The sequence below is a fragment of the Marinobacter sp. L-80 genome (assembly GCF_056859395.1).
This window is the reverse complement of sequence record NZ_JBSXOI010000067.1, coordinates 124,853-150,395: the sequence shown is the minus strand read 5'-3', so window position 1 is coordinate 150,395 and position 25,543 is coordinate 124,853. Positions and strand designations below refer to the sequence as shown.

Below are 25,543 nucleotides of genomic sequence, written 5' to 3'. Positions count from 1 at the left end.
ATAAACATCAGCCGGCGCCGGCGCCTGAGACCAAATGCCGCATCCCCTCGGAGGTATTACCGCGTATCCCGATGGAAAAAAACGCTAGAATGCCCGCTATGGAATGGCTGACCCACTCACAGACCGGATTTCAACAGACTGCCCGCTATCTGCTGGGCATGCGTCTGGCTATTGTTGCGCTACAGCTGATCTCGATCGCCGTGGCGGAAACCATGGTAACCCTGGCCCATCGGGCTGAAGCGGTTATCCTGCCCCTCGCCTATGGGGTTATGGCAACCCTGGCCTGGCTCTGGTTTACCCGTCGCCCACCGCGTTCGACACAGGCCGTCAGCCTGGTGCTGATTGTCGATTTGCTTTTGATCGGAGTCTGGCTTTACCTGACGGGCGGCTATACCAACCCCCTGGTTTCCCTGTTGCTGCTGCCTATCGCCGTTGCCATTGTGCTGGTGCCACTGGGCCAGAGCATTGCCGTTACCGTCGCCGGCGTTGCGGTTTACACCTCCCTGGTGATCTGGCATACGCCGGTCACCCATGGACATCACAACGCCAACCTGGCCCAGTTACATCTGGTCGGCATGTGGGTGACCTTCGCCACAACCGCTGCCATCCTGCTGCTGGTTGTCGGTGCCCTGGCACGTCGCCTGCGCCAGCAACAGGCCCAGCTCGCACAGATACGGGAAACCCGGCTGCGAGATGAGCAGATCATCGCCCTCGGACTGTCGGCTGCTGCAGTGGCACATCGCCTGGGGACGCCGCTGAACACCATGACGCTGCTGGTGGAGGAAATGAAATCCGCTGCCCCGGTCGGCGACCCCATTGCCGACGACCTCGCACTGATGGAAAGTCAACTGGGCCTGTGCACGACCCACCTGCAACAGCTGTCTTCGGCGGCCGTGCAGGCCAAGACCGCGCAACTGGAAACCCTGCCAGCCCGGGACTGGGTGGCACGTCTTCGGGAATCCGCTACCCTGCTTTGGCCGGGTGCCGCCATTGAATGGCGTCAGCCTATGTCGGACTGCTCGGTTGCCGTGGACGCCACCCTTGATCAGGCCGTTCTGAATGTGTTGGCCAACGCAGTAACAGCCAGCCCGTCTTGGGTCGCCGTTGCAGCCAGTGAGGGTGCCGATGGCCGGCTGGAACTGGTTGTCGAGGACCATGGTGATGGCCTGGAATCCACCCCGGAAGGTACGCTCGGGGACAAGGTAGTCAGTTCGGAGAATGGGCTCGGAGTTGGCCTTTTCCTTTCCAACGCCACCATCCAGCGTCTTGGAGGCACACTGAAAGCCCGGGGTAGTGCGGACGGTACCACCATCATCATAGAGCTGCCGATAACGGCAGCGACCAACGGCCTAGCGGGAGAACAGGCGTGAGCAAACAACAGGCGTGGCTGCTTATTGATGACGACGACGCCTTTCTGCAGGTGCTTCAGCGCTCACTCGGACGCCAGGGCATCGAAGCACAGCTTGCCCACGGGCATCAGGAAGCAAAAACCGCCCTGCTGGAGGGAACCTTTCACCGGTGCGTACTGGATCTGAACCTGGCCGGCGAAAGCGGCCTGCAGCTTCTGCCAGAGATTCTGGACATGCATCCGGATCTGGAAATCCTGGTGCTGACCGGTTACGGCAGTATCGCCACGGCGGTCGAAGCCATGCGCCGCGGCGCGGTGAACTATCTGTGCAAACCGGTAACGGTCAACCAGCTGCTGGCCGGATTCGAGCCGATTGATGCACCGCCGGATCTCCGGGCGGAGCCGCCCTCGGTCGAGGAAATGGAGTGGGAGCACATCCAGCGGGTTCTCAACGAAAACGAGGGCAACGTCTCTGCCACCGCCCGCGCCCTGAACATGCATCGACGTACCCTGCAACGAAAGCTCCAGAAGCACTCGCGCTGGCGTTGACCGGTACCCATAGGTATTTGGCGCAAAACTGACATTTATCAATTCACCTAGACCATTTACCCATGGTTTTTCAGGGGTATTGCGGTAGCATATGCGGCCGCTCGAACAGGTCTCACAGGGAGGAGAGTTCATTAATTTAAAGACCGGAAACTCAAATTACTGACTCTCATGCCCAGATCCCCCACGACGATTACACCACCCTCAGACATCGACCCCAAGCGCCTGGCCATGGTTGCGGCGGCTACGCCCAATTTTCTGGTGATGCTGGATGATGCCGGCCGCATTGAATGGGTTAACCCCAGCTTTGAGGAACACACGGGGTATCAGCTTGAGGAGGTGCGCGGATGCCTCCCAAAGGAAGTGCTTTACGGGCCGGACACCGACCCCGAAACCATCAAGCGCATTAACCAGAAGCTGCATCGGGCCGAAATCATTGAAGAAGACATTCTTCACTACACCAAAGCCGGACAGCCCTACTGGGTGCATACCTATTGCGTTCCGATAGGTACAGAGCAGGGCGTTGCCCCCGGTTATATCGCCATTCAGAACAACATCTCCGACAGGAAGAACAGCGAGCGGGGCCTGCGGATCGCGGCCAGCGTGTTCGACCGCAGCCACGAAGCCATCCTGATCACCGACCAGTCGAACCGGATCCTGGATGTGAATCCCGCGTTTTCGCGGATTACCGGCTATAGCCGGCAGGAGGTTCTGGGCCTCAACCCGGCGATTCTCAGCTCCGGCCGACATTCCGGGGCATACTACCGGTCCATGTGGCGCACCATCGAGAAAACCGACCACTGGCGGGGCGAAATCTGGAACCGTCGGAAAAACGGTGAAGAGTTTGTGGAGCTGCTATCCATCAGCCGCGTGCATCTGGAAGAACCCGGGCAGTATTACCATGTGGCGGCCTTCTCGGACATCACCGCACTCAAGAACCATGCGCGCGAACTCGACCGGGCGGCCAACTACGACGATCTGACCGGCCTGCCAAACCGCCAGTTGCTGGAAGAGCGACTGCGCACAGCCCGCAGCCACGCCGACCGGCAACATCGCAGCGTGTCGGTGTGCTATCTGGACCTCGACGGCTTCAAGGGTATCAATGACAAATGGGGGCAGTCGGCCGGTGACCAGACCCTGCGCACCCTGGCCGAGCGACTGACCCGTGCGCTGCGCAGCGGCGACACCGTTGCCCGGATCGGTGGCGACGAATTTGTCCTCCTGCTGCAGGGCGATGACAACCACGAAGCGGTTTATCAGCGCATTCTGGCCACCGTCGGCGATCCGGTAACGGTGGGCGATCAGAATGTTTCACTCACGGCCAGCCTCGGCATTACCCGCTACCCGGAAGATGGATCAGACGCCGAAGGTCTGATTCGGCATGCCGATCAGGCCATGTACTCCGCCAAGGAAAAAGGCCGCAATCAGTATCACTTGTTCGATCCCGGCCTGGACGAGCATCGCCGGAACCGGCGCAATCAGTTGATGGAAATCTCCAGGGCCCTGGAAAACGAGGAGTTCGAGCTGTTTTTCCAGCCCCAGATCCGTGTCACGGATTGCGAACTTTTCGGTTTTGAGGCGCTGATCCGCTGGAACCACCCCCAGAAAGGGCTGGTTTCACCGGGCGAATTTCTGCCGATTGTCGAGAACAGTCACCTTGAAGTACCACTGGGACAGTGGGTATTGAAAGAAGCCATTCACCAGATGAACGCCTGGAAGGAAGCGGGAGAGAATCTGGCGATCAGCATTAACATCAGCGCTCCGCACCTGATGGACCGCTCATTTGCCGACTACCTGGAGAGTTACCTGCACAGCCACCCGGAGGTGGCACCCGGCCAGATCACGCTGGAGGTTCTCGAATCGACTGCACTGGAGGACACCCAGCGGGCCAGCAACGTTCTGGCGCGCTGCCAGAGTCTCGGTCTTCAGGTGGCGCTGGACGATTTTGGCACCGGTTTCTCATCCCTGACCTACCTGCGTACGCTTCCGGTGGACATCATCAAGATCGACCAGAGTTTTGTTCGCAACATGCTTGAGGATGCCGGCGACCGCGCCATCGTTGAGAGCGTGATCTTCCTGGCCCAGCGGTTCGCCCACCCGGTTCTGGCCGAAGGCGTTGAAACCATGGAACACGCCCGGACACTCAGGCAGATGGGATGCAATTTCGTGCAGGGCTACGGGATCGCCCGCCCCATGCCGGCAACCGAGGTGCTGGGCTGGGCAAGGAAATGGCAGCATAGGGCCCGTTCCGGCAAGGCCGGCGACCTGCTCAGCACCGCCGTCGCCAGTGGCAAGGGCCTCTGAGCCGGAAAGCTCTACCGGTAGCGTCTCTGGTCCAGCGTGGTCAACCGGTCCGGATGGAAGACCATGAGGCCAGTCACAAAAGTGCCGTTCACGAACCCTTCGGGAATCATGAACAACGGCAGGTAACGGATGTACTCATGCACCAGTTGGTCAAACGTGTAGACGCCACTGCTCCATAGCATGAGGCACATGACACCACCAGCGGCTGCCACGGAAATGCCGGCCCCGAAGAACCCGCAGAAGAAGATATAGGCGAAGAAATTCCGGAAATCCCGCCGGCGTTCCCAGAGCATGATTCCGTGGCTGACAATGGCAGGCACCATCACGGTAATCAGCCCGTTGGCCGCAAACATGATCAGGGGTTCTCGTCCGGTAATTACCGTGATCACCAGCGCCAGCAATCCCGCCAGCACCGCAAGCGCCCACCCCAGCATCAGCGTTATCACCGTGATCCCGAAAATGTGGATGGCCAGGCCGGGAGAAATGCCTGCCCTCAGCTGCCAGACGAATCCGAGTACCACGGCCGCACCGAAGAACGAATGCTGGAGCGCGTTGTCCTTGCGGAAGGCTGGCCAGTCAATGGAGCGCACCGCCCGGACAAGAATTACCAGAAAAAGCAGCAGCGTGATGATCCACTGGCTGGTGGATAGCAGATTTTCAGTCATGCCCATAGTGAACGTACCGCAGTAACGGGGTCGGGTATGACACCTTAGCGGCTCGCCCCACCCCCGGTGCAAGCGAGCCCAGATAGATCAGGCGACCTGTCTCTCTTGCTTGCCAAGGTCAGTGAGGCGCTGCCAGGCTTCAAAGGTGCTGAGGAAAACCTCGCCACCCAGGTGGGAAAGCAGTTCCGTGCCTTTCAGTTTGTCCATGACGGGGCCTTTCACTTCCGCCAGGTGCAACCTCACTCCTGCATCCTTCATACGCTCGTTAATCGCCTCCAGACTTTCGAGGGCCGAGGCGTCCACCAGATTCACGGCCGGACACATCAGCACCAGGTCCTTAAGCTCAGGCTCCCGTATCATCAGGTCCATAACCGTTTCCTCAAGGAAGCGTGCGTTGGCGAAGTACAGGCTCTCGTCCACCCGCAGGAAAGTCACCTTCGGACACAGCTCCACGTCATGGCGGAGCACGTTGCGGAAGTGCTCGGTTCCCGGTACCCGACCAACCACCGCGCTGTGGGGGCGGCTGGTTCGATACAGAAACAGGCCTATCGAAAGCGCCACCCCGGCGATAATGCCGGCCTCGACACTGTGCACCAGAGTCAGCACGATGGTGGCGAGCATGGCGCCAAAGTCCGTGCGGGAGTAGCGCCAGGTGCGACCCAGGGCCGGAAGGTCGATCAGCGTGGCCACGGCGACGATAATGGTCGCTGCCAGGGTCGCCTGGGGCAGATAGGCAATGGCTGGCGTCAGGAATAACGTAGCCATGGCGATACCCACAGCCGCATAGGCGCCGGCGGCGGGAGTCTCGGCCCCAGCGTCAAAGTTGACCACGGAACGGGAGAAGCCACCGGTGACCGGCATGCCGCCGGAAAAACCGGCGCCCAGGTTGGCAGTACCCAGGCCAATCAGCTCCTGGTCCGGATCAATACGCTGGCGACGTTTCGCGGCCAGGGTCTGGCCAACAGACACCGACTCCACGAAACCCACAACACTGATCAGCAACGCGCTGACCGCCAGCTGCTGCCACAAGCCCATGTCCAGGCTCGGCATGGTGAAATCGGGCAGTCCCCGGGGCACATCTCCAACCAGACGCACACCCTGGCCATCAAGCTGGAACTGCCAGGCCACCAGGGTGGTGACCAGAACCGCCAGAATCGGCGCGGTTTTGGTAAGAATATCCGCCATTCTCGGGGCCAACCCCATTGCCATCAGAAGCGGCTTCAGACGTTTGCGGGCCAGCATCAGGAAAATCAGCGCTCCGGCACCGACCCCCAACGTTGCCAGGTTGGTGTCACCGATGGATCCCAACAGCGAGTGAGCAATTTCCAGAAGGTTGTGACCCGAGGCCTGGATTCCGAAGATATGCTTCAGCTGACTGGCAGCAATCACAATGCCGGAGGCCGTGATAAAGCCCGAAATCACCGGATGGCTGAGAAAATTGGCCAGGAAACCCAGCCTAAGGACACCCATCAGGGTCAGCATCAACCCAGACATGACCGCCAGCAAAACGGCACCCGCCACGTATTCCGGTGTACCGGACTCCGCAAGGGGTGCCAGGGCCGCTGCGGTCATCAGGGAAGCCACAGCAACCGGGCCCACCGACAGTGTTCGGCTGGTGCCGAAGACAGCGTAAATAACCAGGGGCAGGATACTGGCGTACAGACCCACCTGGGCAGGCAACCCGGCCAGCAGGGCATAGGCCAGCGACTGGGGGATGAGCATGACGGTAACGATGATCGCGGCCACCAGATCACTGGTGGCCTGTTCCCGGCCATATTTTGGGGCCCAATCCAGAATGGGCAGATAGCGTTTAAGATTCATCGGGAATCTCAGAACAGGTTAACCGGTACTTTCAGGTAAACCTGACCATTGTCTTCAGCCGGAGGCATATGGCCTGCCCGCATGTTGACCTGGACCGAAGGCAGAATCAGCCGTGGCATATCCAGGGTCGCGTCCCGTTCGGTCCGCATCTTCACGAACTCTTCCTCGGAAACACCTTCGTGGACATGGATGTTTGCTTCCCGCTGCTCGGCCACCGTGGTCATATGCTGATACTCGTCACGGCCGGGCGCCTTGTAGTCGTGACACAGGAAGATACGGGTTTCTGCCGGCAGAGACAGTACCTTCTGGATAGACTGGTACAGGGTGCGGGCATCGCCACCCGGGAAATCACAGCGGGCGGTGCCGAAATCCGGCATAAACAGGGTGTCACCCACGAAGGCGGCATCGCCAACCACATAGGTCAGGCAGGCAGGGGTGTGCCCCGGGGTATGCAATACGCGCCCCTCAAGACCACCGATGGCGAATGTGTCGCCCTCTCTGAACAGCTGATCGAACTGGCTGCCGTCGCGCTGGAATTCGGTGCCGGCGTTAAACGCCTTGCCAAATATTTCCTGTACGTCTCGGATGTGCGCACCAATGCCGGTCTTGCCGCCCAACTTCTCATGCAGGTAAGGCGCGGCCGACAAGTGATCCGCGTGTACGTGGGTCTCCAGAATCCACTCGACCTTCAGATCGTTGCTGCGGATGTACTCGATAATCTCGTCTGCAGAACGCACGTCGGTGGTGCCAGCGGCGTAATCAAAATCCAGGACCGAATCGAGAATGGCACAGGCCTGGCTGTCCGGGTCGCGCACCACATAACTGAAGGTATTGGTGGGTTCATCAAAAAAATGCTGAACGATCGGGTTGCTCATGGCAGTCACCTCTGGAGTATCCGAATATCAAATTTAATATAAGCATATACTATTTCGTAATATGAGGTGAAATGATCTTTTTTTATATGCGCAATGTTCCTGATGCATCAACAAGGCAGTCCCGCCCTGCCTGCTTGGCCATATAGAGCCGATCATCTGCCCGGGCAATCAAGGCATCGGGAGTCGCTGGCTGGTCAACGAACTCTTCGATCGCCGCCACACCCGCACTGACGGTCACCGGAATGTCCGTGTCATTGAACACAAACCTTTCCTCATGCACAGCTTCGAGAATTCGCTGCACAAACTGCCTCACGTCCCCGTGTTCCACGGCGCTGAAAACAACAATGAACTCCTCGCCACCGAAACGGGCAACCACATCCATGGAGCGGGTCTGGCTCACCAGGATGTCAGCAAAGCGCTGGAGGATATAATCGCCCCCGAGGTGTCCGATGGAGTCGTTGATCGTCTTGAAGTGATCGATGTCGAAGATCGCCAGGGCGAAACGTTCTCCCCGACGGTTACTCCGGCCCAGCATTTCATCCAGCCTTGGCATCAGGTAGCGGCGATTATGCAGACCGGTCAGCGGATCACGAATGGACTGGTTAAGCAGCTCTTCTTCCAGGCGATTGCGCTCAAGAGCACCCGACAACAGGCCGGAGACGATGATCAACAGATCGGCCTGATCCAGACGCCAGCTTCGTCGACGCAGGGAGTCAACGCCGAAAAACCCGGTGACCCGTCCACGCACCCGGATGGGCACACAGAACATGGAAGATACGCCCTGCTCCTGAAGCAGAGCCCGCTCGGGTGCGGCCTCCCGCGGCAGTCGATCGACATCTTCGATGAACACCACGCGGCTGCCACTGACCATGCCCTCGATCTGTTCCTGCCACCAGTGAAAATCCTCGATCGGTACCTCTTGCTGGGTCTCAATCAGGGCAGGGACACCGTCCCTGCACCATTCATGGGTATTGGTCATTACGGCGTAATCGTCGGTAAAGCAGTACAGGTAGGCCCGGTCTACCTTGAAAAACAGGCCGATGGATCGCAGGAGCTCATCAATGCACTGATCAATGGTGCCAAAGCCCAGATTGATGAATTCGGTGGAAAGGCGGGCAATGAGCTTCTGGAAACCAGCCTGGAAGGAAAACTCCGCCTCGCTATCTCGGAGGCTCTGCTCCAGGTTTTTGTAATGCTGGATGTTATGGAACTGACCGTACCAGAGGGTACTGCCATCGGGTTGCCGCTCCGGCTCGGAGCTGACCTCGAACCACTCGTAGTCGCCATTCTGCAGTCTGAGCCGCGCGCGGTACGACCAGGTTTTCAGGGTATCCGCAGAGACACGGATACTCTCCATGACGGCCTCAACGTCGTCGGGGTGGATCATCGCAAAAATCGGATCCGCGTTGTCATTCAGATCCCACGGGGCTATGCCAAAAAGTGCCTGAACACGTTCACTGATGAAGGGGCATCGATGGGACTCCCGATCTGCACCCAGCCAATAGATGAAAAGGACGCCAGGCACCCCTGAGGCCAGTTTCTGGAAAAAACGGGCAGACAAACCGGTTTGCTGCCCGTTGCCGGACCTTGACGCCTTGGACACCCTGTCCTCCCAACGGACGAATCACCCTGCTCATAAAAGAGTGTAGCCCACGCTGACAGGAAGCAAACCGATTCCGGAGACGACGAATCAGAGCGAGTCCAGACGGTTCCTGGCTTCTTCCCGCCGACCGGCATCAGCGACGTCGCGGCCCGCCCTGTCGGGTGCTTCGAGGACTTTCTGCAGATAGCTCCGGGCTCTTTCAGGCTCGCCCTGGTCCAGCAGAAAATCGCCAAAGAAGAAATTGGCATCCATACCATCAGGATTGATCGCCAATGCTTTCTGCAAATACTGACGGGCCTTGTCGTCATCACCGAAGCCCAGTGGCCAGCCAGGAACCTGGTAATAAAGGCTGCCAAGGGATGTGTAAGCCGAGCCATCCAGCGCATCAGGATCGATAGCCAGGGCCGCTTCCAGGGATTTCCGGGCGTCCTTGACCAGGCCCAGGGCACCCAGACCACCTTTGGCACCGGCGTAGGTGCTCAGCACAATACCCTGCCAGATCAGCGGCTCTGCCCGATCCGGATAATGGGCAACAAACTGTTCCGCCTCGCCAGCCAGGCCCTCGAAGGCTTTCTCTTTTTCGTCCTCCGGTACCTGGTACTGGATCTCGGCCCAGCGATGCTGGATGTCGGCCAGCTCGGTCTCAAGAGCAGCTGCCCAAAGCGGCTGGGCAGCCAGACACAAGACCATCAATAAAACACGTTTCATGACAACACTCCCGGATTCAGAAACCGCCGGATCACCGGCAGTTGCTTCAGCATCGCCTTATCGACAATTTTGGGCAGGATGCCGTTGATGACCACGAACAACTTCTCGGGCCAGCCCAGAAAACGCCGGCGATCGTCATTTTCCATAGCAGCCAGAATCTGCGCCGCCACCGCTCCAGGTGCGTCCATGGCGTTGCCGAGTGCCCGGTTCAGCTCGTTCACGGCCTTCGGATTCATGTCCGTGGCAGTGGCGCGGGGGGCCACATAGATCACCTGAACCGGGGTATCGGCCAGTTCCCTGCGCAGGGCTTCGCTGAAACCGCGCAGACCAAACTTGCTGGCGCAGTATGCGGTGTAGCCGGGGAAACCGATGCTGCCAAAGGTGGACCCCACGAACACCAGCGCTCCCTGTTCGGCTTTTTCAAACCTTGGTGCAAAATGCCTGGCGACAATCATCGCTGACCGGAGATTGACGGCAATCTGGGCGTCCAGTTCATTGACTGTCATATTGCCCAGGCTGGCAAAGCAGTTCTGGCCGGCACAGTGGATAACGCCATCAATATCCGGATAGGCATCGCCGAGCCGAACCAGCTGCTGGTCGAGGTCCGGCGCCGCAAGATCCAGATGTACGAGCGAGACACCTTCCCGATGTTCAAGCTTTTCCGGGTGCCGGGAAGCGATAATCACCCGAGCACCTGCCCTGACCAACGGCTCCACGAGCGCCTTTCCTATACCGCCGGTGCCACCCAGAAGCAGGAACACCCGATCATGCAGCCTCATGGCGCCGCTCCTTGCGATTCTCGGGCACGGGGATGCTGTGCAGCATGTCGCCGTATAGCCGGTAGACCATACGGGCCGCCTCGATAATGGCCTGCTGGTCATCCGGATCGGTGATTTCGTTCATCAGGTTCCGGAAGAACTCGAAATGCTCCTGGTCCAGAGCACCATGGGAGTAGAGGTAGCTGAACGCTTCCTTGGGCAGGCCAAGCTGTTTCTGGATGGCTTCACCGAGCGGCGTCGCCAGCTCGATCGACGTTCCCTCAAGCACCTGAACCATGCCGAAAAAGGCGGCCGGGTTCCCGCGGTTGATGCGGTCATAGAGGTAGGCGACCATCAGCTCGATAGAGGTATCCGGGCTGCCATGACGAATGGCTTCCTTGTCCTCTCCGCAGGCCGCAAGATCGTTGAGGATCCACTCATGGTGGCCATACTCCTCCTCGATGTATTCCACCAACGCCTTTCGCACAAATTCCAGACGCTCGGGTAAGCGGCCACCGCACGCCATCATCAGGGGCACGGTGTGTTTCACGTGGTGATACGCCTGGGTGAGAAACCAGGTATAGCCATTCAGGTCAAACCGGCCCTCGCGGATGGCCTCAATAACAGGCGCACCGGTTACGTGGGCGCGGGCTTGTGCAGTTTCGGACTGCAGTCGATCGAAAAATGCCATGAAAGATCCTCCTGGCGGGTTTGAAAGTTCAGAATTGGATATCGAAAGATTCATGAAAATCGGAAATGCGCCGGCCAGCAGCGTTGGCAGATCCGCCTGAATCTGTTGGCGAACAGGCCGGCCGTTTGCAGTCAGGTAGCCCTCAGCCTGGCTCAATGGCTGACGGCGGATATAGACACCGGACAAACGGGCGTAGTCCGGCAAATTGTTGTTCAGAGCGTCCAGCTGCGAGCGCAACGCTTCAGGTGAACGACCATCCTGCACCACAACGAGGGCGGAAGGGCAGGGATCGCCATCACCAAACACCACCGCCTGGCGGGCACCTATCGCCTGTATGAGTTCACTCTCCAGCCATTCCGGGCTGATGTTGCGACCAAAGCTGGTAATCAGAAGATTCTTCGCGCGACCGCTCACCGACAGGAAACCCCCGGCATCCCGGGCACCCAGGTCACCGGTATCCAGCCACTCATCCCCTGCCGGTTCATCCCCCAGGTAACCCAGGTGGGTGTTCCCGGCCACCAGAATGTGTCCGCGGTCATCCACCCGTACCCGAACATGGGAGAGCGGTTTACCCACCGCACCTTCGCGTTCGGTTCCAGGCACGTTCAATGCAACCACGGAACTGCACTCGGAAAGCCCATAACCCTCATAAAGCGGCAGGCCGACCGCGCGGCCCCTGGCAAGCAGGTCGGACGAAACCCGTCCGCCACCAACCGCCAGAAACCGGAAAGAATTACTGTCCAGCTGTTTCTGTTCGGCCGCAGACACCAGCGTCATAGCCAGTTCCGGCACCAGAATCAGGGACTGCGGCTGGTGTTCGTTGACGCCCTGTACCAGCCGGTCGATGTCCAGCCCACTGCTTCCGGTCATGCCCAGATCCTGCAAGGGTGCGACCATTACCGTACTGCCCATAAGCAATGGCAGATAAACCCCGGCAATGTTCTCCAGCAATGTGGCCAGTGGCAGGATGCACAGGTGCCGCTCAAGGTCGACGCCCTCAAGACGCTCCTGCAAGGCCAGCGTGGTGGCCGTCATCTGGGCCACCGACAGGCAGACGCCCTTTGGGTTGCCTGTACTGCCAGACGTAAAGGTTATCTTCGCGGTCTGCTCCGGCATCCAGGCGGCTGCCGCTGTTACCGGCAAATGCCTTAGCCAGACACCATGGCCAATGTGCTCACCGCCATTGCTTGCGCCCCCTGACAACAGGCAATCAAGGCCAGCTCGTTCAGTCAGGTGTTCCGTCTGGGTCCGTGAAAAAAACACCGGCACGGGGACACACACCACGCCGGCAAGCAAACAGGCCAGATCGGCAAGAATCCACGCCACGGAGTTGTCGCCACACAGGCCGGCCCGGCGCACACCAAGGCGCGTCAACTGGTCGGCGAGAGCCTCGGCCGCCTGCATCATCTGAGCGTATGTGAAGGCCGACTCCGGCCCCTGGAGCGCCGTTTGTGAGGGTTGGACGGCCGCCTGGCGTTGCAGAAGTTCAGGCAATGTGGCCATAGGAACCTCCTGCCATCGCTTCTTCCCCGGGGGCTTCGGACTCAACCGGCTGAATCAACCGGAGCAAACCGGCGGTCCGCAGTGCCGACATACCATCGGCGACACGAATGGCCATCACCACCGGATGATGGTCGTAATAACGCCCCCAGCCGGCACCGCCATCGGGCAACATGGCGGGATCGGCAGTCGCCAGGACCTGAGTGGCAATGCCCAGGCGATGAAAACTGTTGCGTAGCTGATCCGTGCCGGTGCACACCACCCAGTCATAACCGGCCCCATCCAGCCACACCGACAACGAGGCAAACAGAAAACGGCTAACGCCGGCTTCAACGCCCGCCAGATGGGCAATCTCCGCGATCCGATGTCGCTCGATGCCCGCAACCGGCATCACCGACTCCACAGGCACCGACAGATAATCTTCCAGGAACAGTTTTTCCAGCGCAGCATTACGAACACCGACCGCGGCAAGAAGACTGCCCTGAGCCGTTGTCAGGGCAAGCAATGCCGGTATGCGCAGAGAAGGCTCGGCGCCATAGGCATGCAGGAAGCGCCGACGGATAAAATCCGCGACCGTCCCGGCCATTGCCGTCTCGGGACGGATCTCGTTAAACCAGCGACCGGCACAACGGATGACCGGAACCACCTCCTCGGAATCCGGGGGACAACATGTGGACATCATCAGCGGGTCTGTCATAAAAGGCCTCTCTTAAGGTACGCCTCCCAGACTAGAGCGCCAGCCTTAACCAAGGCTTAAGAACAGCCGGAAGTTTTCTTAAGCTGGCCTTAAGATTTCTGTGCCAGAATGATCACCAGACCGGTAACAGGACCTGCCATGCGGATATTGCTTGTAGAAGACGACCATCACCTGGCCAACACCATGCTGGGAATGTTGCGTGACGGACAGAACACGGTGGACTGGCTCGACGACGGCCAGCAGGCCCTGGGTGCACTCACCAGCGAGCACTTTGATCTGGCAATACTGGACCTGACTCTGCCCCGCGTTGATGGCCTGGACATCCTGAAGGCAGCCAGGAAACAGGGCGTGCAAACGCCGGTGATCATCCTGACTGCCCGTTCCGGTCTGGATGAAAAACTGACCGGCCTGGATGCCGGCGCCGATGACTACCTCACCAAACCCTTCGCCATGGCGGAGCTCAAGGCCAGAATCCGGGCAGTCACACGTCGGGGCTCCTCGGTGCCGCAGAACGGTCTGACGGTGGGCCAACTGGTGCTCAACCCGGACAACGGACAACTGACCAGCGGCGGCGAAACCACCACATTGCCCCGCAGTGAATTCCAGATTCTTCACTACCTGATGCGACACCCGGATCAGGTAGCCACACGACGACGGCTGGAAGAACAGCTTTACGGCTGGGACCACGGCGCGGAAAGCAACGCCCTGGAGGTGCACATCCACCACCTGCGTCGCAGGGTTGGCAAGGAAACCATTCGGACCCTACGCGGTGTCGGTTATCTGCTCGACAGCCAGGCTGCCGCCAGGGTGACCGAATGTCCCTGACCCGCACACTGACCCTGCTGGTTACCTCCACCGTTCTGCTGATTGCACTTGTTGCTGCGGCCTGGAGCTACATCGAAAGCAACCACGAGCTTGAGGAGCTGTTTGACGCCGAGCTGGCACAAAGCACGCGGATCGTTCAGGGTCTCGTGCAGCACCTGGCAGACACCCAGTCTGTAGAGCAGCTACCTAGAACTTTGAGCGAAACCCTGGAGCTGCCCCGACCCGACACGCCAGGAGTGGATTTTGAAGCTGACAATAACGAAATCCTGCCCGGTGGAACCGGGCACAAGTACGAGAAGAAACTGGCATTCGAGGTCTGGACCCCGGAGCGCGAACCATTGCTGGATACCCTCAAAGCCGACGATACCGAAGGACTGACACCCGGCTATTCCTGGGCAGAGTCCAGTGGCTTTCGCTGGCGAGTGTTTACACTCCAGGATCCAATCACCGGTTTCTGGATCCGGACGGCACAGCGCGAAGATATTCGTGAGGAGCTTAGCGAGGAACTGGCCCTGGGGAACATTCTGCCGTTGTTGATTGCCCTGCCCCTGCTGTTACTTGCCGCCAGTGCCGCCATCCAGCTCGGTTTCAGGCCGCTTTTAAAGCTTGAGCGCCCAATCCGCAACATGGCCCCGGAAAATATACACCCACTGGACGACCGGCAGGCGCCCAAGGAAGTCGCCGGTCTGGTGCAGGCGGTGAATGGTCTGCTCCTTCGCCTCAACCAGGCCCTGGAACGGGAGAGGCGGTTTTCTGCCGATGCCGCCCACGAACTGAGGACACCGCTTACGGCCCTGCGCCTGAATTTGGAAAAAGTCTACGAGAACGACCCGGAGCAATACGGCGGTCTGATCCAGTCCGTGGACCGCATGGTGCACCTGGTTGAGCAGATGCTGCTGCTCAACCGCGTCGACTCTGGTGCCGATTTCACCCCGGAATACCACAACCTGTCTGCCATCGTGGAACAGAGCATTGCCGATGTGGCACCGCTGGCCCTGAAAAAGGACATCGACCCCGTGCTGCAGGACGATGCCGGTCAGGCCCTGGTCTCCTGCCACAGCGCCTTGATCAACACGCTCATGCGCTCCCTGCTGGCGAACGCCATCCAGTACAGCCCCGAACACACAAGCATCGAAACACACCTCACGCCTGCCGGTGAGGGATACCATATAACCGTGTGCGACCAGGGCCCCGGCATCCCAGCCGAGGCACGTGAGCGGGCTTTGAGCCGTTTTGTCCGGCTGGACCAGCGACTCGGTGGTGGCGCGGGTCTCGGGCTGGCCATCGCCAGGCGCATCGCTGAACTTCATGGTGGCCAGCTCACCCTGGGCGACCGGCCGGATGGCAACTCGGGCCTGTGCGTCAGCATCTGGCTCCCGGCCCGTGCCACCTCTCGTCTCAAGAAGGTTTAAGATTGTTTTAAGGTTTGAGGAGGATACTCCGGCCCAATTGAACAGGGCCGACAGACGGCCCGGTTGATATTCCGTTTTCGAGGATGTCTTTACATGGGTCAGGAAAGAACTCTTTCGCTGGTTATACCGGCCAAGGATGAAGAAGCCAACATCGCTACCCTGCTGACCGAGGCCTATGGGGTAATGCGTGACTATCACGGCTTTGAGGTGGTGCTGGTGGATGATGGCAGCACAGACAGCACGCTGGACACAGCCGTTCGGACAGCCCGGGCCCTCGGCGGCCGGTTGTTGACCATTCGCCACGAGCGCAGCATCGGCCAGAGCGGTGCCCTGGCATCGGGTATCCGACAGGCCCGGAGCAGGTTGATTGTTACCATGGATGGCGATGGCCAGAACGATCCGGCCGACATTCCCGCCATGCTGCAGAAAGCCAACACCATGCGGAACCCGGACTTCTGTATTGCCGGCTATCGCAAGAATCGCAAGGACACTGCGTGGAAGCGCTTCCAGTCCCGCCTGGCCAATCGCGTGCGGGATGCACTGCTTCATGATGGCGTGCCCGATACCGGTTGCGGCCTGAAGCTGTTTCCCCGGGAAACCTTCCTCAAACTCCCCTGGTTCGATCACGGACACCGATTCATCCCGGCGCTGGTACGCGGGATCGGCGGTGACATTGCCATCGTGGAGGTAAACCACCGCCCACGCATCGCCGGGATTTCCAAATACAACGCCTGGAACCGGACCTGGGCCGGCATCCTGGACCTGCTCGGTGTACTCTGGTTGCTGCACCGCACCCGGGTTCCTGTTATCAGCAGTGCCGGTCAGGCCGATCCACAGGGATCGGTGGCGGAGCGCTCCTGACATGATCAACGGTTCCCGCTGGCTGGCCTTCGCCGCCCTGGTGCTGGTTGGCTATCTGACCATCCACAACGGCTGGCTCGACTTCATTGCCGACCAGAATGAAGTGGCGAACTATCTCCACAGCCATGGTGTCGGCGGATTGGTGGTGATTACCCTCGCCGGCGCATTGTTTACCGGCCTCGGCGCTCCACGCCAGTTGCTCGCCTTCGTGCTGGGTTTTGCGCTGGGCGGGTTCAACGGGACACTGCTGTCGACCCTGGCCGCCGCCATCGGGGCCACCGGCTGTTTCCTGACCGCCCGCTGGCTGCTGCGAACGCCATTGAGCCGGCGGTTCAGCCATCGCATGCAGCAGTTTGATCGCCTGTTCCGGGAGCAGACGCTGTTGAAGGTTCTCATGGTGCGTTTGCTGCCGGTGGGCAGTAACCTGGTGACCAACCTTGTCGCAGGCTGCTCCGGGATCCGTTTCTCACCGTTCCTGTTCGGCAGCACCCTTGGCTACCTGCCCCAGATGCTGGTGTTTGCCCTGGCCGGTGCCGGTATCGGCAATGCTAATGCCTATCAGCTTGCCGTGAGCATCGGCTTTTTCATTCTCGCCTCGCTGATTGGTGCTTTTCTCTATCACAACCAGAGGGCCAGGACGCTGGCCGATTCCGTTTCCGACTCTCTCTGAGACCGAACCATGCCTGCATCACCCTTCGTCCGCCACCTGCCGGACACCGTGTTTAACCTTTCCCGCAATCAACTCCTGCTGTTACTGCTGGCCTTTGCCGCAGTCGTGATTTTTACCGGGATCGGACTACGTTCCCCCTGGCCTGCCGACGAACCGAGGTTCGCGGAAGTGGCCCGCGAAATGGTCGCCTCCGGGCAATGGCTGATCCCCATGCGGGGTGGTGAGTTCTACCCGGACAAGCCACCGGTGTTCATGTGGAGTATTGCCTTCTTTTACTGGCTGACCGGCAACCTGAAGATTGCATTCCTGCTGCCCAATGCGCTGTGTAGCCTGCTGACACTGGGACTGGTCTTTGATCTGGGCACCCGCCTGTGGAACCAGCGAACCGGTGCCATCGCGGTCATGTTGCTGATGCTTGCGCCCCAGTTCGTGATCCAGGCCCAGAAAGCCCAGATCGACGCCATGGTCGCCTGCTGGATTGCGGTTGCCTGCTACGGCCTGATCCGACACTTTTTTAGCGGGCCCGCCTGGGGATGGTACTTCGTTGGCTGGGCATTTATGGGGCTCGGGATCATCACCAAAGGGGTTGGCTTCCTGCCGGCGCTGATGCTCATTCCGATCGTGGTCATGAAGCTTCGCGATCGCGCATTGTTCCGTGGCACGCTCACCTGGCGCTGCGCACTGGGCCCGCTGGCCATGCTGGCAGTGGTTGCCGCCTGGCTGATTCCCATGGTGCTTTACGTTAACAATCTCGGCACCGAAGAGGCCCTGGCTTATCGGAATAATATCCTGTTCAAGCAGACCGGCGAGCGCTATGCCGACTCATGGGGCCATATCCAGCCCTGGTACTATTACCTCACCAGCGTAATTCCCTCGCTCTGGTTTCCTCTTCCGCTGTTGCTGCTGGCCTTGATCCGGCCCCTGTCTGAAACCGCCCGGTACCGGCCGATTATTCCTGTACTTCTGGGCTGGATTGCCCTGGTCATCGTGTTTTTCAGCCTCAGCCCCGGCAAGCGCGGTGTTTACCTGTTGCCAGCATTGCCCATGCTGGCGCTGATTCTCGCCCCGCTGCTCAGCAGCCAGAAACCGGCGGGGTGGTTTCCGCCGCTCCTGACAGGTGTGCAGTTACTGCTCGGTATCGCGTTGATGGCGGTTGGCGTCCTGGCCTGGAACGACCACCCCAGGTTGGTTGAAAAAGTGGCTGACTACAGCACCGACCCGGCCAAACTGCACGAGGCGGGGACGTTCGTCTTCGTCATAGGACTGGCCTGGCTGATCACCCTGTTCGGGTTCTGGCGCTCCCGTGCGCTGGGGCGTCTGTTTCTGGCCATGATGATCACCTGGCTGCTGCTGGGCACCTGGGGCTATCGAATTCTTGAGCCGCTTCGAACTCCTCGCAACGTGCTGGCCGCCGCAGAACAGCATATCCCGCCCGGCGGGCAGCTCGGCATGATCGACTTCCGGGAGCAGTTCCTGCTGTTTTCCAAACGCGACTTCACCCATTTCAGCTTCTTTACCGGTCGGGAACAGGAAAATCGCAATGCCTGGTTGTGGATGAGCGAAACCGAGGACAGCTATCTCCTCGTCGCCGATCAGATTGAGCTACCCTGCTTCACCAAAGAGGGTGCCATTCCCGTGGGCACGGCCCACCGGGACAGCTACCTATTATTGACTGATGAACAAATGAACCCCAGCTGCGCACCACCAGACAAGGTCAAACGGTTTACCACGCCTGAGCCCGGCAGTTGGCAGGATTGAGCTGGCGAGGGATTAAGAGAAGAAGAAACGATGAAAAAGCATGAAATTAAAGCCCGTCGGAAAGAAAACCGTGTTGATTCCGTGAAAATCGTACGATCCCCCTCGAATGCGCACGAATGGGTCATACTTTTTAAGGATATTGAAGGAAAGACCTTTTTCCTGATCTCAGACGACGATCATGTCTGCAGCTACGCAAACCTGGATGCGACCGTCGAGGCACTCGACGCCCTGGGGTTTGCCCGTGCCGAAGTGCTGTTCTGACAGGCCCTACCTGGTTTTGGGCAAGGTCACCGAAACCTGCAGGCCCTGACCTCCCGGGCCAGCACCCAGCCGGATATCGCCACCCATCCCCCGAATCAGGGTGCGGGCGATAGCCAGGCCCAGGCCTGCGCCACCGGTTTCGCGGCTGCGTGAGTGTTCCAGCCGATAGAAGGGTTCAAAAACCCGTTCCCGGTCCGCCTCCAGAATACCCGGCCCCTGATCAACAATCGTGACAACCGCTTCTGTGTCTGTGGTTGCCAGTGTTACTTCCGCCTGCTCGCCATAATTAACCGCGTTCTCAATCAAATTACGCAGGGCACGTTTGACGGCTTCGGGCTGCCCCTGGAGTACAGATCTCGGGCTGTCATCACAGTGCACCGCCAGCCCCATTTCCTGGAGATCGCCACACAGGCTGTCCAGCAGGGTCGCCAGATCATAGCGACGATGCTGTTCGGTGGTGGTGCCCCGGATGAAATCGAGGGTAGCTTCGGCAAGATGCTGCATTTCCCTGAGGGAATCGAGAAGACGGTCCCTGTCCTCACCTTCCGGCAGCATTTCAACCCGCAGCCGCATGGAGGTAATGGGTGTCCTCAGGTCGTGAGCGAGAGCCGCCAGCAGCCTTGCCCGGTCTTCCTGGGCGCGGCCAACCTGATCCTGCATCTGGTTGAAGGCGCGGGTAACCTCACGAACATCCTCCGGCCCCTTTTCAGGAATCCGGACTTTCTCCCCCCGCCCGAACGCGTGGGCCGCCTGGCTCAACTCGTTCATTGGCCGCAGGATTCGACGAACCGCCAGCAACAAGGTCAGCGTGAGCAGCACTGCAGTAATACCAACACTGGTGAGCGTCGCCTTTAGCCACAGCCAGGAGGGCGCCGGTGGCCGGGCCCGGGCATTGAACCACTGGCCGGAAGACAGGGCCAGGGAAACACCCAGCACCGGCGGGCATTCCTGCCGTTCATCGTGATTGTCATCATCACGGTGTTCTTCATACTCGTGGTGTTCATCATCCTCATCGTCATGCCGTTCACGGTCCCGATGATCATCGCGATCCCGCAGGCAGTCGTCTCCATCAGCCTCCATGGCCGTTCGAACCTGCGCCACGGGCAGACCCAGCTCCTCGGCCAGCCGGCGCCTCATGTCGGAGGACTGATCCTCGGTCAGATAGGGCGCGGGATCAATGGAAAGCCGCAGGGTCGGGCTGGAGAGTGCCCGGAGGATGCGCTCCTGCCGTTCCGGATCGGTAGTATCGGCCAGGGTATAGCCATCGGCCACCCGCTGGAGGACGTGTTCCAGACTGGCACTGCGCAACGCTCCCTGGCGCTCACCCGCCAGAATAACGATGGTGATAACCTGGGCCACCAGCAGCACCAGAATCAATAACAGCGCCAGCTGCCCACCGGCGCGCCGTGGCCACAGTCTCATTGTTCAGCCCCTTCGACCGCAGCAATCCACTGGTAGCCACCGCCCCAGATGGTCTTGATCAGCCTGGGGCTGCGGGCATCCGGGTCGATCTTTCGGCGCAGGCGGCTGACATGATTATCAATGCTGCGATCGAAAGCATCCGCCTCTCTGCCGAGGGTCAGGTCCATCAGCTGATCACGGGACAACACGCGGCCGGCGTGCTCAAGGAAGGCGAGCAGAAGCTTGTACTCGGCGGTACTCAACGACACCTCGACACCTTCCGGATCGATGAGTTGATGGCGGTCGACGTCCAGCGTCCAGCCCTCGAACGTCAGGGACTGCCCGGCCATGGGGCTGCGTTGCGGTGGCAGCGCTGTGGTACGGCGCAGAACTGCTTTTATGCGGGCCAACAACTCCCGGGGGTTAAAGGGTTTGGTGAGGTAATCGTCGGCGCCCATTTCGAGGCCGACAATGCGATCGGTTTCCTCGCTCATGGCTGTAAGCAGAATAACAGGCAACTCGGTGTGCTCACGAAGGTAACGGCAGAGCGTGAGGCCATCGTCCCCGGGCATCATGATGTCCAGCACAACCAGGTCGATGGAGTGCTGTCGCAACTGGCGCTTCAAGGCATCGCCGCCATCCGCCAGCAGCACGCGCAGGCCATGCTCCTGAAGATAGCGGCCGACCAGATCTCGAATGTCCCGGTGGTCATCGACCACCAGGATTGTGGGAGAGTCGCTCACTCGTTACTCCGTTGAATTACCGTCTGCCCTGATTATAGGGGAGTCGACTTCCCGCTTGGGCGCGATCTTGTCAAAAACCGTCGCAAATCCCTGCCTTGCGACAAGTTGCGACAAAGTCGGTGGGTCACCGAGACAATTCTGCGACGTTTCCTTGATGGAATAACTCCCGACCAACAATGACATTCCGTCATGGGTTTAACCAACCAAGGAGTTCGACCATGAAGAAAACGACCACCATTGCTGCTCTCTCCATCGCCGCGATACTCGGCGCCACGCCACTGCTTGCGTCTGCCGATGACGACTACGGGCGAGGTGACTGTGACGATCGTTACGAGAATCGCCACCACGGCAAATCCATGGGTTCCGATCTGAAGCAATACAGCACCGACGAAATGCGCATCATGGCTTACGGCCAGGCGCTAAGACGCTTCGGCCCGGGCGTGGATGTGTCCGTTGAGGAAACGTCGGATGGCACATACCGGGTCCAACTGCGAGATGCCGAGCAGAATCTGATCCGGGAGCAGGAGTTCAACCAGTACGGTGCCCCGGTTCGCGGCGGACACCGGAGCTGATTACCAACAGCCAGCGCGGGGCCCGAGAGGTGCCCCGCCAGCCTTTGATCAAGGAGAATCGCGATGACACTGATGGACGCTGACAACCGCTATGGTGCCGTTTCCCGGGCTGTGCACTGGATAATGGCGGTTATGTTGCTGGTAATGCTTGCCAGCGAAGTCTGGTTTGAAGCCCTGGAGCACACACTCTCTGATGCGTCGCTTATGGCCTGGCACCAGACCCTGGGCCTGACCATTTTCGGGCTGGTTATCTTTCGCGGTCTCTGGCGCTGGCTTAACCGCGCACGTATAACACCACCGGCTCAATGGGCGACCATGGCCAAGCTCGGGCACATTGCGCTCTATGCCCTGATGATCCTGATGCCGCTGTCAGGGCTCGCATCCTCCCTCGGTGAAGGCGATCCTGTTACCTTTTTCGGCTGGACAGTCTTTGGCTACGGCCCGGAAATCGAGTGGCTGGAAGACAGCGGGGAAGAGGTTCATGAAGTGCTGGCCAACGTGTTGTGGCTCATGATTGGCGTACACGTAGCAGCTGCCCTGGCGCATCAGTACCTGCTGGGAGACCGGATCATGAAGCGCATGGCCTGACGGCCCAAGATACAGGAAAACCCTCGGGCTCAAGCCACCGGCAGCGAATCGTCGCTGCCCCAGTCCGCCCAGGAACCATCGTAAAGAGAGAGCTGGTCATACCCGGCCAGCTCGGCCGCCAGCAGAATGATGCAGGCGGTGATGCCGGAACCGCAGGAAAACACCAGTTGATGCCCGTCTCCGGGCTGAAGGTTCGTACCGAGATGCCTGAACTTTGCCTCCAGCTCACTGACCGGCTTAAACCGGTAACCATCCAGCACCTCGGTAAACGGAAGACTGAGTGAGTTCGGAATATGGCCGCCGCGCACTCCCGGGCGGGGTTCCGGGGCCTGAGCCAGGAACCGCGCCCGGGATCTCGCATCAATCACCGAAACTCGCTCGTCGTCCAGATGCTGTAGCACGAAGGCGGAATCCCGAACCCGTCCGCGGTCCAGACGGCCCGCCACGTTCCCGGCGGAAGCCGCACTATTAATCGGGGCCGACACCGTCTCACGCCCCTCTGCCAACCACTGTGGCAGGCCACCATCGAGCACGAAAACCTGTTCGAGGCCCATCGACCGCAGAATCCACCAGGCCCGGGGAGCGGAATAGATTCCCTGGTTGTCGTAAAGCACCACCAGTCTTTCAGGCGTTATGCCCAGCCTGCGAACTTCCTGAGTGAACTGTTCCTCGGTAGGAAACGCATGGAGCTGGGACGATTCCGTATTGCAGAGCGTTCCCTCCAGATCAATCTGGAAGCTCCCCGGTATCCACACCGGGTGATCATAAACGATCGGCTCCTTGCCAATAACCGTGGCCATACTCGCGTCGATAAGAACCAACCGTTCGTTATCGAGGTTTTCCTGCAACCAGTCGGTGGTTACGAGTGGGGACGCCATGGTGTGCTCCTGTTCCTACCAGAAATAAACGGCCGACTTCTCAGGCCGACAAATCGCCAGACCTTCCCGGCTGCCGTCAGGACGTTGCGGCAATCACCGAGATTTCCACCAGCAACTCCGGCGACGCCATCTGAGCCTGAACGCAGGCCCGGGCCGGCGCCGTACCTTCAGGCACCCAGTTGTCCCACACCTCGTTCAGGGCTTTGAAATCGGCCATGTCTGCCAGGTAAATGGTTGCCGAAAGGATTCGATCGCGGCTGGAGCCGGCGGTCTCGAGCAGCTCGTCCACTTTCTCCAGCATCCCGGTTACCTGGGTATGAATATCGGCGTTACGGTCCTTGGCAACCTGACCGCAAAAGTAAGCAGTGCCGTTGTGTTTTACGATCTTGCTCATTCGGCTGTTGGTGGAGATACGTTCAATGGTCATGGTGATGGCCTTGTTGGTGGTCGCCGTGTGGCGGATTGTTAAAGCCTGCCCAGCCAGTACTGCGGACGCCGCCGGTCATGGGCAACAGCCAGAACCTGAAAACCATCAGGCATCTCTCGGTAAACAATAGACAGGGGAAATCTGTGAAGGGGCGCTCTACGAATATCTGGTGGCAACTCGACTTGCCAGGCTTTGGGTGACTCGCCAACTAAATTGGCCAGGGCCTCAAATTCCTCTATAAAGGCACCACCCAATCCCGGAACTTTTGATTCGTAATAACCAACTGACTCCAGGAACTCGGCTTCCGCTGCCGGGTGAAAAGAATAGGTCATTTAATCAGTGCTCTAGCCTTCTTCATGACCTCATCGCCAGACACAGCCTGAACTGTGCCATTGTCGAGCTCTTCACCCCTGCGCCGGGCCTCAAATAACCAATCGGACCTGAGCTCTTCTTCTGACGGAGACTCCAGACTCAACACCAGTCGCTGGATCAATTGGGCTCGCTCCTCTTTAGGGAGGTGGAGCGCCTCGTCTTCAATTTTTTGGAGATTCATGGAAAAATCCCTCGTTCACGTATCGTCCAATTTTGACACGAATGGGAATACGGTGCCACGACTCGGGTTTTCGCTTTAACGCTCCGCTAATGCGCGCAGCCTCACGATCCAACGAGTCGACAACCCAAGCCGGGAAATCGACGTTGATTCGCTTTTCTTCCTGATTAACGCGGCGAGCAGAAGACAGGTCCAAGTCATCAACAATGTCTTCCTGACCTTCCTCAAATTTTTTGTCGAAGTCTTTAGCTTTCATAGAGCTCAACCTCTACAGCACTCTCTCCACGTGAGAGCCCCTCAAGCAGCTCAATTCTACGCTGCATGAATTCGTAATCCTGCACATCAACAAGATAAGCCGATGGCTGGCCATGTTCAGTTATCAGTACCGGCTCTTTAGACCGGTGCAGATCAGCCAGGATTTTTGTAGCTTGGCGCTTGAGGTTTGTAACAAGCTCAATTTTCATGGGTTCACCCTGATCCAAACTGGCAGTGACACTGCAGCATCACTTTGTGGGTGAGGCATTCACAGCTAACGCTGATTGTAACCAGCGCCGGAGCGCAGCGGGGGAACCAAAAGTGGTACGCTTTTGGCGTCCGGTTGACCGCTTCGTTAACGAAGCTCTCAAACTCCGTTCACATTATCAGAAGTTGGAATTTCGCGAATCAAGAACTCTTCCAGGGCCGCGGCCTCAAACGACGTTGTTCGAGGGACACCAATTATGAACTCATATCGAGGTTGATCAATCCAACCATCGTGCTTCAACTTGCAACTTTTATCCGGACCATAGCTGGCGTACGCGTTCAATCTCGCACTAACTGAGCTCTTCATCGATGACTTGCCGATGTAGACTAATGCGCCAGCACCATCGAGAAATGCATAGACACCGGCTTGGCCGTTACTTGGCCAAGTCTCATTCCATTTGAGTTCAGCGTGCAGCATTCCGCCTGCTTGACCTGGAAACAAATCGTATAGTGGACCTAATGTGAAGTCTTCGAGGTCAGGATGCCGATAATTTGCACAGTATTCAGCAACTATATCTTTTAGGTCTTCCAAGGTTCCGATCATATGAAAACTCGTTGA

Annotated in this window: 28 protein-coding genes; 11 read left to right on the top strand and 17 right to left on the bottom strand. The window is 59.0% G+C overall.

The window, feature by feature from the left end:
- Positions 1-98 precede the first annotated feature (98 nt).
- The 3 genes from AC13E3_RS11610 (at position 99) to AC13E3_RS11600 (ending at position 4,198) form a co-directional block, all read left to right on the top strand.
- On the top strand, positions 99-1,370 hold the full coding sequence (locus tag AC13E3_RS11610) for a sensor histidine kinase (protein WP_104270466.1): 1,272 nt from the start codon (positions 99-101) through the stop codon (positions 1,368-1,370).
- Positions 1,367-1,897 (top strand): response regulator transcription factor, encoded by a 531-nt coding sequence (locus AC13E3_RS11605; RefSeq protein ID WP_104270465.1) that lies wholly within the window; start codon positions 1,367-1,369, stop codon positions 1,895-1,897. Before AC13E3_RS11610 ends, AC13E3_RS11605 begins: the two co-directional genes overlap by 4 nt.
- A 168-nt stretch (positions 1,898-2,065) precedes the next feature.
- On the top strand, positions 2,066-4,198 hold the full coding sequence (locus AC13E3_RS11600; protein WP_104270464.1) for a GGDEF and EAL domain-containing protein: 2,133 nt from the start codon (positions 2,066-2,068) through the stop codon (positions 4,196-4,198).
- 11 nt (positions 4,199-4,209) lie between these two features.
- Here the strand turns inward: AC13E3_RS11600 and AC13E3_RS11595 are convergent, their stop codons facing one another.
- The 8 genes from AC13E3_RS11595 to AC13E3_RS11560 form a co-directional block, all read right to left on the bottom strand.
- The gene (locus AC13E3_RS11595) at positions 4,210-4,869 is read right to left on the bottom strand and encodes an energy-coupling factor ABC transporter permease (protein WP_104270463.1); all 660 of its coding nucleotides are present in this window, start codon (positions 4,867-4,869) and stop codon (positions 4,210-4,212) included.
- 81 nt (positions 4,870-4,950) lie between these two features.
- On the bottom strand, positions 4,951-6,684 hold the full coding sequence (locus tag AC13E3_RS11590; protein WP_014579095.1) for a SulP family inorganic anion transporter: 1,734 nt from the start codon (positions 6,682-6,684) through the stop codon (positions 4,951-4,953).
- Between the two features lie 8 nt (positions 6,685-6,692).
- Positions 6,693-7,559 carry an MBL fold metallo-hydrolase gene (locus AC13E3_RS11585; protein ID WP_008177122.1) on the bottom strand — a complete coding sequence of 289 codons (867 nt, stop codon included), beginning with the start codon at positions 7,557-7,559 and terminating at the stop codon, positions 6,693-6,695.
- Positions 7,560-7,641: 82 nt separating this feature from the next.
- A complete protein-coding gene (locus AC13E3_RS11580; RefSeq protein WP_104270462.1) occupies positions 7,642-9,162 on the bottom strand; it encodes a sensor domain-containing diguanylate cyclase in 1,521 nt (506 codons plus the stop codon).
- Between the two features lie 87 nt (positions 9,163-9,249).
- The gene (locus AC13E3_RS11575) at positions 9,250-9,870 is read right to left on the bottom strand and encodes a tetratricopeptide repeat protein (RefSeq protein WP_014579092.1); all 621 of its coding nucleotides are present in this window, start codon (positions 9,868-9,870) and stop codon (positions 9,250-9,252) included.
- Positions 9,867-10,649 (bottom strand): SDR family oxidoreductase, encoded by a 783-nt coding sequence (locus AC13E3_RS11570; RefSeq protein ID WP_104270461.1) that lies wholly within the window; start codon positions 10,647-10,649, stop codon positions 9,867-9,869. Before AC13E3_RS11570 ends, AC13E3_RS11575 begins: the two co-directional genes overlap by 4 nt.
- Entirely contained in the window at positions 10,636-12,822 is a 2,187-nt protein-coding gene (locus tag AC13E3_RS11565) for an AMP-binding protein (RefSeq protein ID WP_104270460.1), read from the bottom strand. The genes AC13E3_RS11570 and AC13E3_RS11565 overlap by 14 nt, the downstream gene beginning before the upstream one ends.
- A complete protein-coding gene (locus AC13E3_RS11560; protein ID WP_405417946.1) occupies positions 12,806-13,516 on the bottom strand; it encodes a thermostable hemolysin in 711 nt (236 codons plus the stop codon). The genes AC13E3_RS11565 and AC13E3_RS11560 overlap by 17 nt, the downstream gene beginning before the upstream one ends.
- Before the next feature lie 138 nt (positions 13,517-13,654).
- Here AC13E3_RS11560 and AC13E3_RS11555 point away from each other — a divergent pair, with 138 nt between their 5' ends.
- The 6 genes from AC13E3_RS11555 (at position 13,655) to AC13E3_RS11530 (ending at position 19,303) form a co-directional block, all read left to right on the top strand.
- Positions 13,655-14,341: a response regulator gene (locus tag AC13E3_RS11555; protein ID WP_008177104.1), complete on the top strand. Its 687-nt coding sequence runs from the start codon at positions 13,655-13,657 to the stop codon at positions 14,339-14,341.
- Complete coding sequence (locus AC13E3_RS11550; protein ID WP_405417944.1) at positions 14,332-15,753, top strand: ATP-binding protein; 1,422 nt, start codon at positions 14,332-14,334, stop codon at positions 15,751-15,753. The genes AC13E3_RS11555 and AC13E3_RS11550 overlap by 10 nt, the downstream gene beginning before the upstream one ends.
- 93 nt (positions 15,754-15,846) lie before the next feature.
- Positions 15,847-16,614, top strand: a complete 768-nt coding sequence (locus tag AC13E3_RS11545) for a glycosyltransferase family 2 protein (RefSeq protein WP_008177102.1) — start codon at positions 15,847-15,849, stop codon at positions 16,612-16,614.
- Position 16,615: 1 nt separating this feature from the next.
- Positions 16,616-17,284: a TVP38/TMEM64 family protein gene (locus AC13E3_RS11540; protein WP_008177101.1), complete on the top strand. Its 669-nt coding sequence runs from the start codon at positions 16,616-16,618 to the stop codon at positions 17,282-17,284.
- Positions 17,285-17,293: 9 nt separating this feature from the next.
- On the top strand, positions 17,294-19,042 hold the full coding sequence (locus tag AC13E3_RS11535) for an ArnT family glycosyltransferase (RefSeq protein ID WP_008177100.1): 1,749 nt from the start codon (positions 17,294-17,296) through the stop codon (positions 19,040-19,042).
- A 30-nt stretch (positions 19,043-19,072) separates the two neighbouring features.
- Positions 19,073-19,303: a hypothetical protein gene (locus tag AC13E3_RS11530; RefSeq protein WP_008177099.1), complete on the top strand. Its 231-nt coding sequence runs from the start codon at positions 19,073-19,075 to the stop codon at positions 19,301-19,303.
- Between the two features lie 6 nt (positions 19,304-19,309).
- On the opposite strand, the gene AC13E3_RS11525 is transcribed toward AC13E3_RS11530, so the two are convergent.
- Positions 19,310-20,725 carry a sensor histidine kinase gene (locus AC13E3_RS11525; RefSeq protein WP_482902053.1) on the bottom strand — a complete coding sequence of 472 codons (1,416 nt, stop codon included), beginning with the start codon at positions 20,723-20,725 and terminating at the stop codon, positions 19,310-19,312.
- Positions 20,722-21,447, bottom strand: coding sequence for a response regulator (locus tag AC13E3_RS11520; protein WP_008177094.1), 726 nt, complete (start codon positions 21,445-21,447; stop codon positions 20,722-20,724). Before AC13E3_RS11520 ends, AC13E3_RS11525 begins: the two co-directional genes overlap by 4 nt.
- A gap of 218 nt (positions 21,448-21,665) precedes the next feature.
- Between AC13E3_RS11520 and AC13E3_RS11515 the strand changes: the two genes are divergently transcribed.
- The gene (locus AC13E3_RS11515) at positions 21,666-22,019 is read left to right on the top strand and encodes a hypothetical protein (RefSeq protein ID WP_008177093.1); all 354 of its coding nucleotides are present in this window, start codon (positions 21,666-21,668) and stop codon (positions 22,017-22,019) included.
- A 63-nt stretch (positions 22,020-22,082) separates the two neighbouring features.
- Positions 22,083-22,607 (top strand): cytochrome b, encoded by a 525-nt coding sequence (locus AC13E3_RS11510; protein WP_014579077.1) that lies wholly within the window; start codon positions 22,083-22,085, stop codon positions 22,605-22,607.
- Between the two features lie 29 nt (positions 22,608-22,636).
- Here AC13E3_RS11510 and AC13E3_RS11505 read toward each other — a convergent pair whose 3' ends face one another.
- The 7 genes from AC13E3_RS11505 to AC13E3_RS11475 all read right to left on the bottom strand — a co-directional run bounded on the left by AC13E3_RS11505 (position 22,637) and on the right by AC13E3_RS11475 (position 25,528).
- Positions 22,637-23,485, bottom strand: coding sequence for a sulfurtransferase (locus AC13E3_RS11505; protein ID WP_008177089.1), 849 nt, complete (start codon positions 23,483-23,485; stop codon positions 22,637-22,639).
- Between the two features lie 76 nt (positions 23,486-23,561).
- The gene (locus tag AC13E3_RS11500; protein WP_288365784.1) at positions 23,562-23,912 is read right to left on the bottom strand and encodes a RidA family protein; all 351 of its coding nucleotides are present in this window, start codon (positions 23,910-23,912) and stop codon (positions 23,562-23,564) included.
- A 38-nt stretch (positions 23,913-23,950) separates the two neighbouring features.
- Positions 23,951-24,244, bottom strand: a complete 294-nt coding sequence (locus AC13E3_RS11495) for a type II toxin-antitoxin system RelE/ParE family toxin (protein WP_288365783.1) — start codon at positions 24,242-24,244, stop codon at positions 23,951-23,953.
- Positions 24,241-24,465 (bottom strand): addiction module protein, encoded by a 225-nt coding sequence (locus AC13E3_RS11490; protein ID WP_288365782.1) that lies wholly within the window; start codon positions 24,463-24,465, stop codon positions 24,241-24,243. Before AC13E3_RS11490 ends, AC13E3_RS11495 begins: the two co-directional genes overlap by 4 nt.
- Positions 24,446-24,718: a type II toxin-antitoxin system BrnA family antitoxin gene (gene brnA / locus AC13E3_RS11485; RefSeq protein WP_288365781.1), complete on the bottom strand. Its 273-nt coding sequence runs from the start codon at positions 24,716-24,718 to the stop codon at positions 24,446-24,448. Before brnA ends, AC13E3_RS11490 begins: the two co-directional genes overlap by 20 nt.
- Entirely contained in the window at positions 24,708-24,926 is a 219-nt protein-coding gene (locus AC13E3_RS11480) for a type II toxin-antitoxin system Phd/YefM family antitoxin (protein ID WP_405417934.1), read from the bottom strand. Before AC13E3_RS11480 ends, brnA begins: the two co-directional genes overlap by 11 nt.
- 158 nt (positions 24,927-25,084) lie before the next feature.
- Complete coding sequence (locus tag AC13E3_RS11475) at positions 25,085-25,528, bottom strand: GIY-YIG nuclease family protein (protein WP_288367880.1); 444 nt, start codon at positions 25,526-25,528, stop codon at positions 25,085-25,087.
- Positions 25,529-25,543: the final 15 nt, after the last annotated feature.

Coding starts and splice junctions, on each gene's coding strand:
- AC13E3_RS11610 (WP_104270466.1), top strand. CDS start 99: ATGGAATGGCTGACCCACTCACAGACCGGATTTCAACAGACTGCCCGC.
- AC13E3_RS11480 (WP_405417934.1), bottom strand. CDS start 24,926: ATGAAAATTGAGCTTGTTACAAACCTCAAGCGCCAAGCTACAAAAATC.
- AC13E3_RS11590 (WP_014579095.1), bottom strand. CDS start 6,684: ATGAATCTTAAACGCTATCTGCCCATTCTGGATTGGGCCCCAAAATAT.
- brnA (WP_288365781.1), bottom strand. CDS start 24,718: ATGAAAGCTAAAGACTTCGACAAAAAATTTGAGGAAGGTCAGGAAGAC.
- AC13E3_RS11555 (WP_008177104.1), top strand. CDS start 13,655: ATGCGGATATTGCTTGTAGAAGACGACCATCACCTGGCCAACACCATG.
- AC13E3_RS11575 (WP_014579092.1), bottom strand. CDS start 9,870: ATGAAACGTGTTTTATTGATGGTCTTGTGTCTGGCTGCCCAGCCGCTT.
- AC13E3_RS11475 (WP_288367880.1), bottom strand. CDS start 25,528: ATGATCGGAACCTTGGAAGACCTAAAAGATATAGTTGCTGAATACTGT.
- AC13E3_RS11585 (WP_008177122.1), bottom strand. CDS start 7,559: ATGAGCAACCCGATCGTTCAGCATTTTTTTGATGAACCCACCAATACC.
- AC13E3_RS11545 (WP_008177102.1), top strand. CDS start 15,847: ATGGGTCAGGAAAGAACTCTTTCGCTGGTTATACCGGCCAAGGATGAA.
- AC13E3_RS11510 (WP_014579077.1), top strand. CDS start 22,083: ATGACACTGATGGACGCTGACAACCGCTATGGTGCCGTTTCCCGGGCT.
- AC13E3_RS11500 (WP_288365784.1), bottom strand. CDS start 23,912: ATGACCATTGAACGTATCTCCACCAACAGCCGAATGAGCAAGATCGTA.
- AC13E3_RS11535 (WP_008177100.1), top strand. CDS start 17,294: ATGCCTGCATCACCCTTCGTCCGCCACCTGCCGGACACCGTGTTTAAC.
- AC13E3_RS11595 (WP_104270463.1), bottom strand. CDS start 4,869: ATGGGCATGACTGAAAATCTGCTATCCACCAGCCAGTGGATCATCACG.
- AC13E3_RS11540 (WP_008177101.1), top strand. CDS start 16,616: ATGATCAACGGTTCCCGCTGGCTGGCCTTCGCCGCCCTGGTGCTGGTT.
- AC13E3_RS11515 (WP_008177093.1), top strand. CDS start 21,666: ATGAAGAAAACGACCACCATTGCTGCTCTCTCCATCGCCGCGATACTC.
- AC13E3_RS11565 (WP_104270460.1), bottom strand. CDS start 12,822: ATGGCCACATTGCCTGAACTTCTGCAACGCCAGGCGGCCGTCCAACCC.
- AC13E3_RS11570 (WP_104270461.1), bottom strand. CDS start 10,649: ATGAGGCTGCATGATCGGGTGTTCCTGCTTCTGGGTGGCACCGGCGGT.
- AC13E3_RS11550 (WP_405417944.1), top strand. CDS start 14,332: ATGTCCCTGACCCGCACACTGACCCTGCTGGTTACCTCCACCGTTCTG.
- AC13E3_RS11560 (WP_405417946.1), bottom strand. CDS start 13,516: ATGACAGACCCGCTGATGATGTCCACATGTTGTCCCCCGGATTCCGAG.
- AC13E3_RS11495 (WP_288365783.1), bottom strand. CDS start 24,244: ATGACCTATTCTTTTCACCCGGCAGCGGAAGCCGAGTTCCTGGAGTCA.
- AC13E3_RS11505 (WP_008177089.1), bottom strand. CDS start 23,485: ATGGCGTCCCCACTCGTAACCACCGACTGGTTGCAGGAAAACCTCGAT.
- AC13E3_RS11530 (WP_008177099.1), top strand. CDS start 19,073: ATGAAAAAGCATGAAATTAAAGCCCGTCGGAAAGAAAACCGTGTTGAT.
- AC13E3_RS11525 (WP_482902053.1), bottom strand. CDS start 20,725: ATGAGACTGTGGCCACGGCGCGCCGGTGGGCAGCTGGCGCTGTTATTG.
- AC13E3_RS11490 (WP_288365782.1), bottom strand. CDS start 24,465: ATGAATCTCCAAAAAATTGAAGACGAGGCGCTCCACCTCCCTAAAGAG.
- AC13E3_RS11600 (WP_104270464.1), top strand. CDS start 2,066: ATGCCCAGATCCCCCACGACGATTACACCACCCTCAGACATCGACCCC.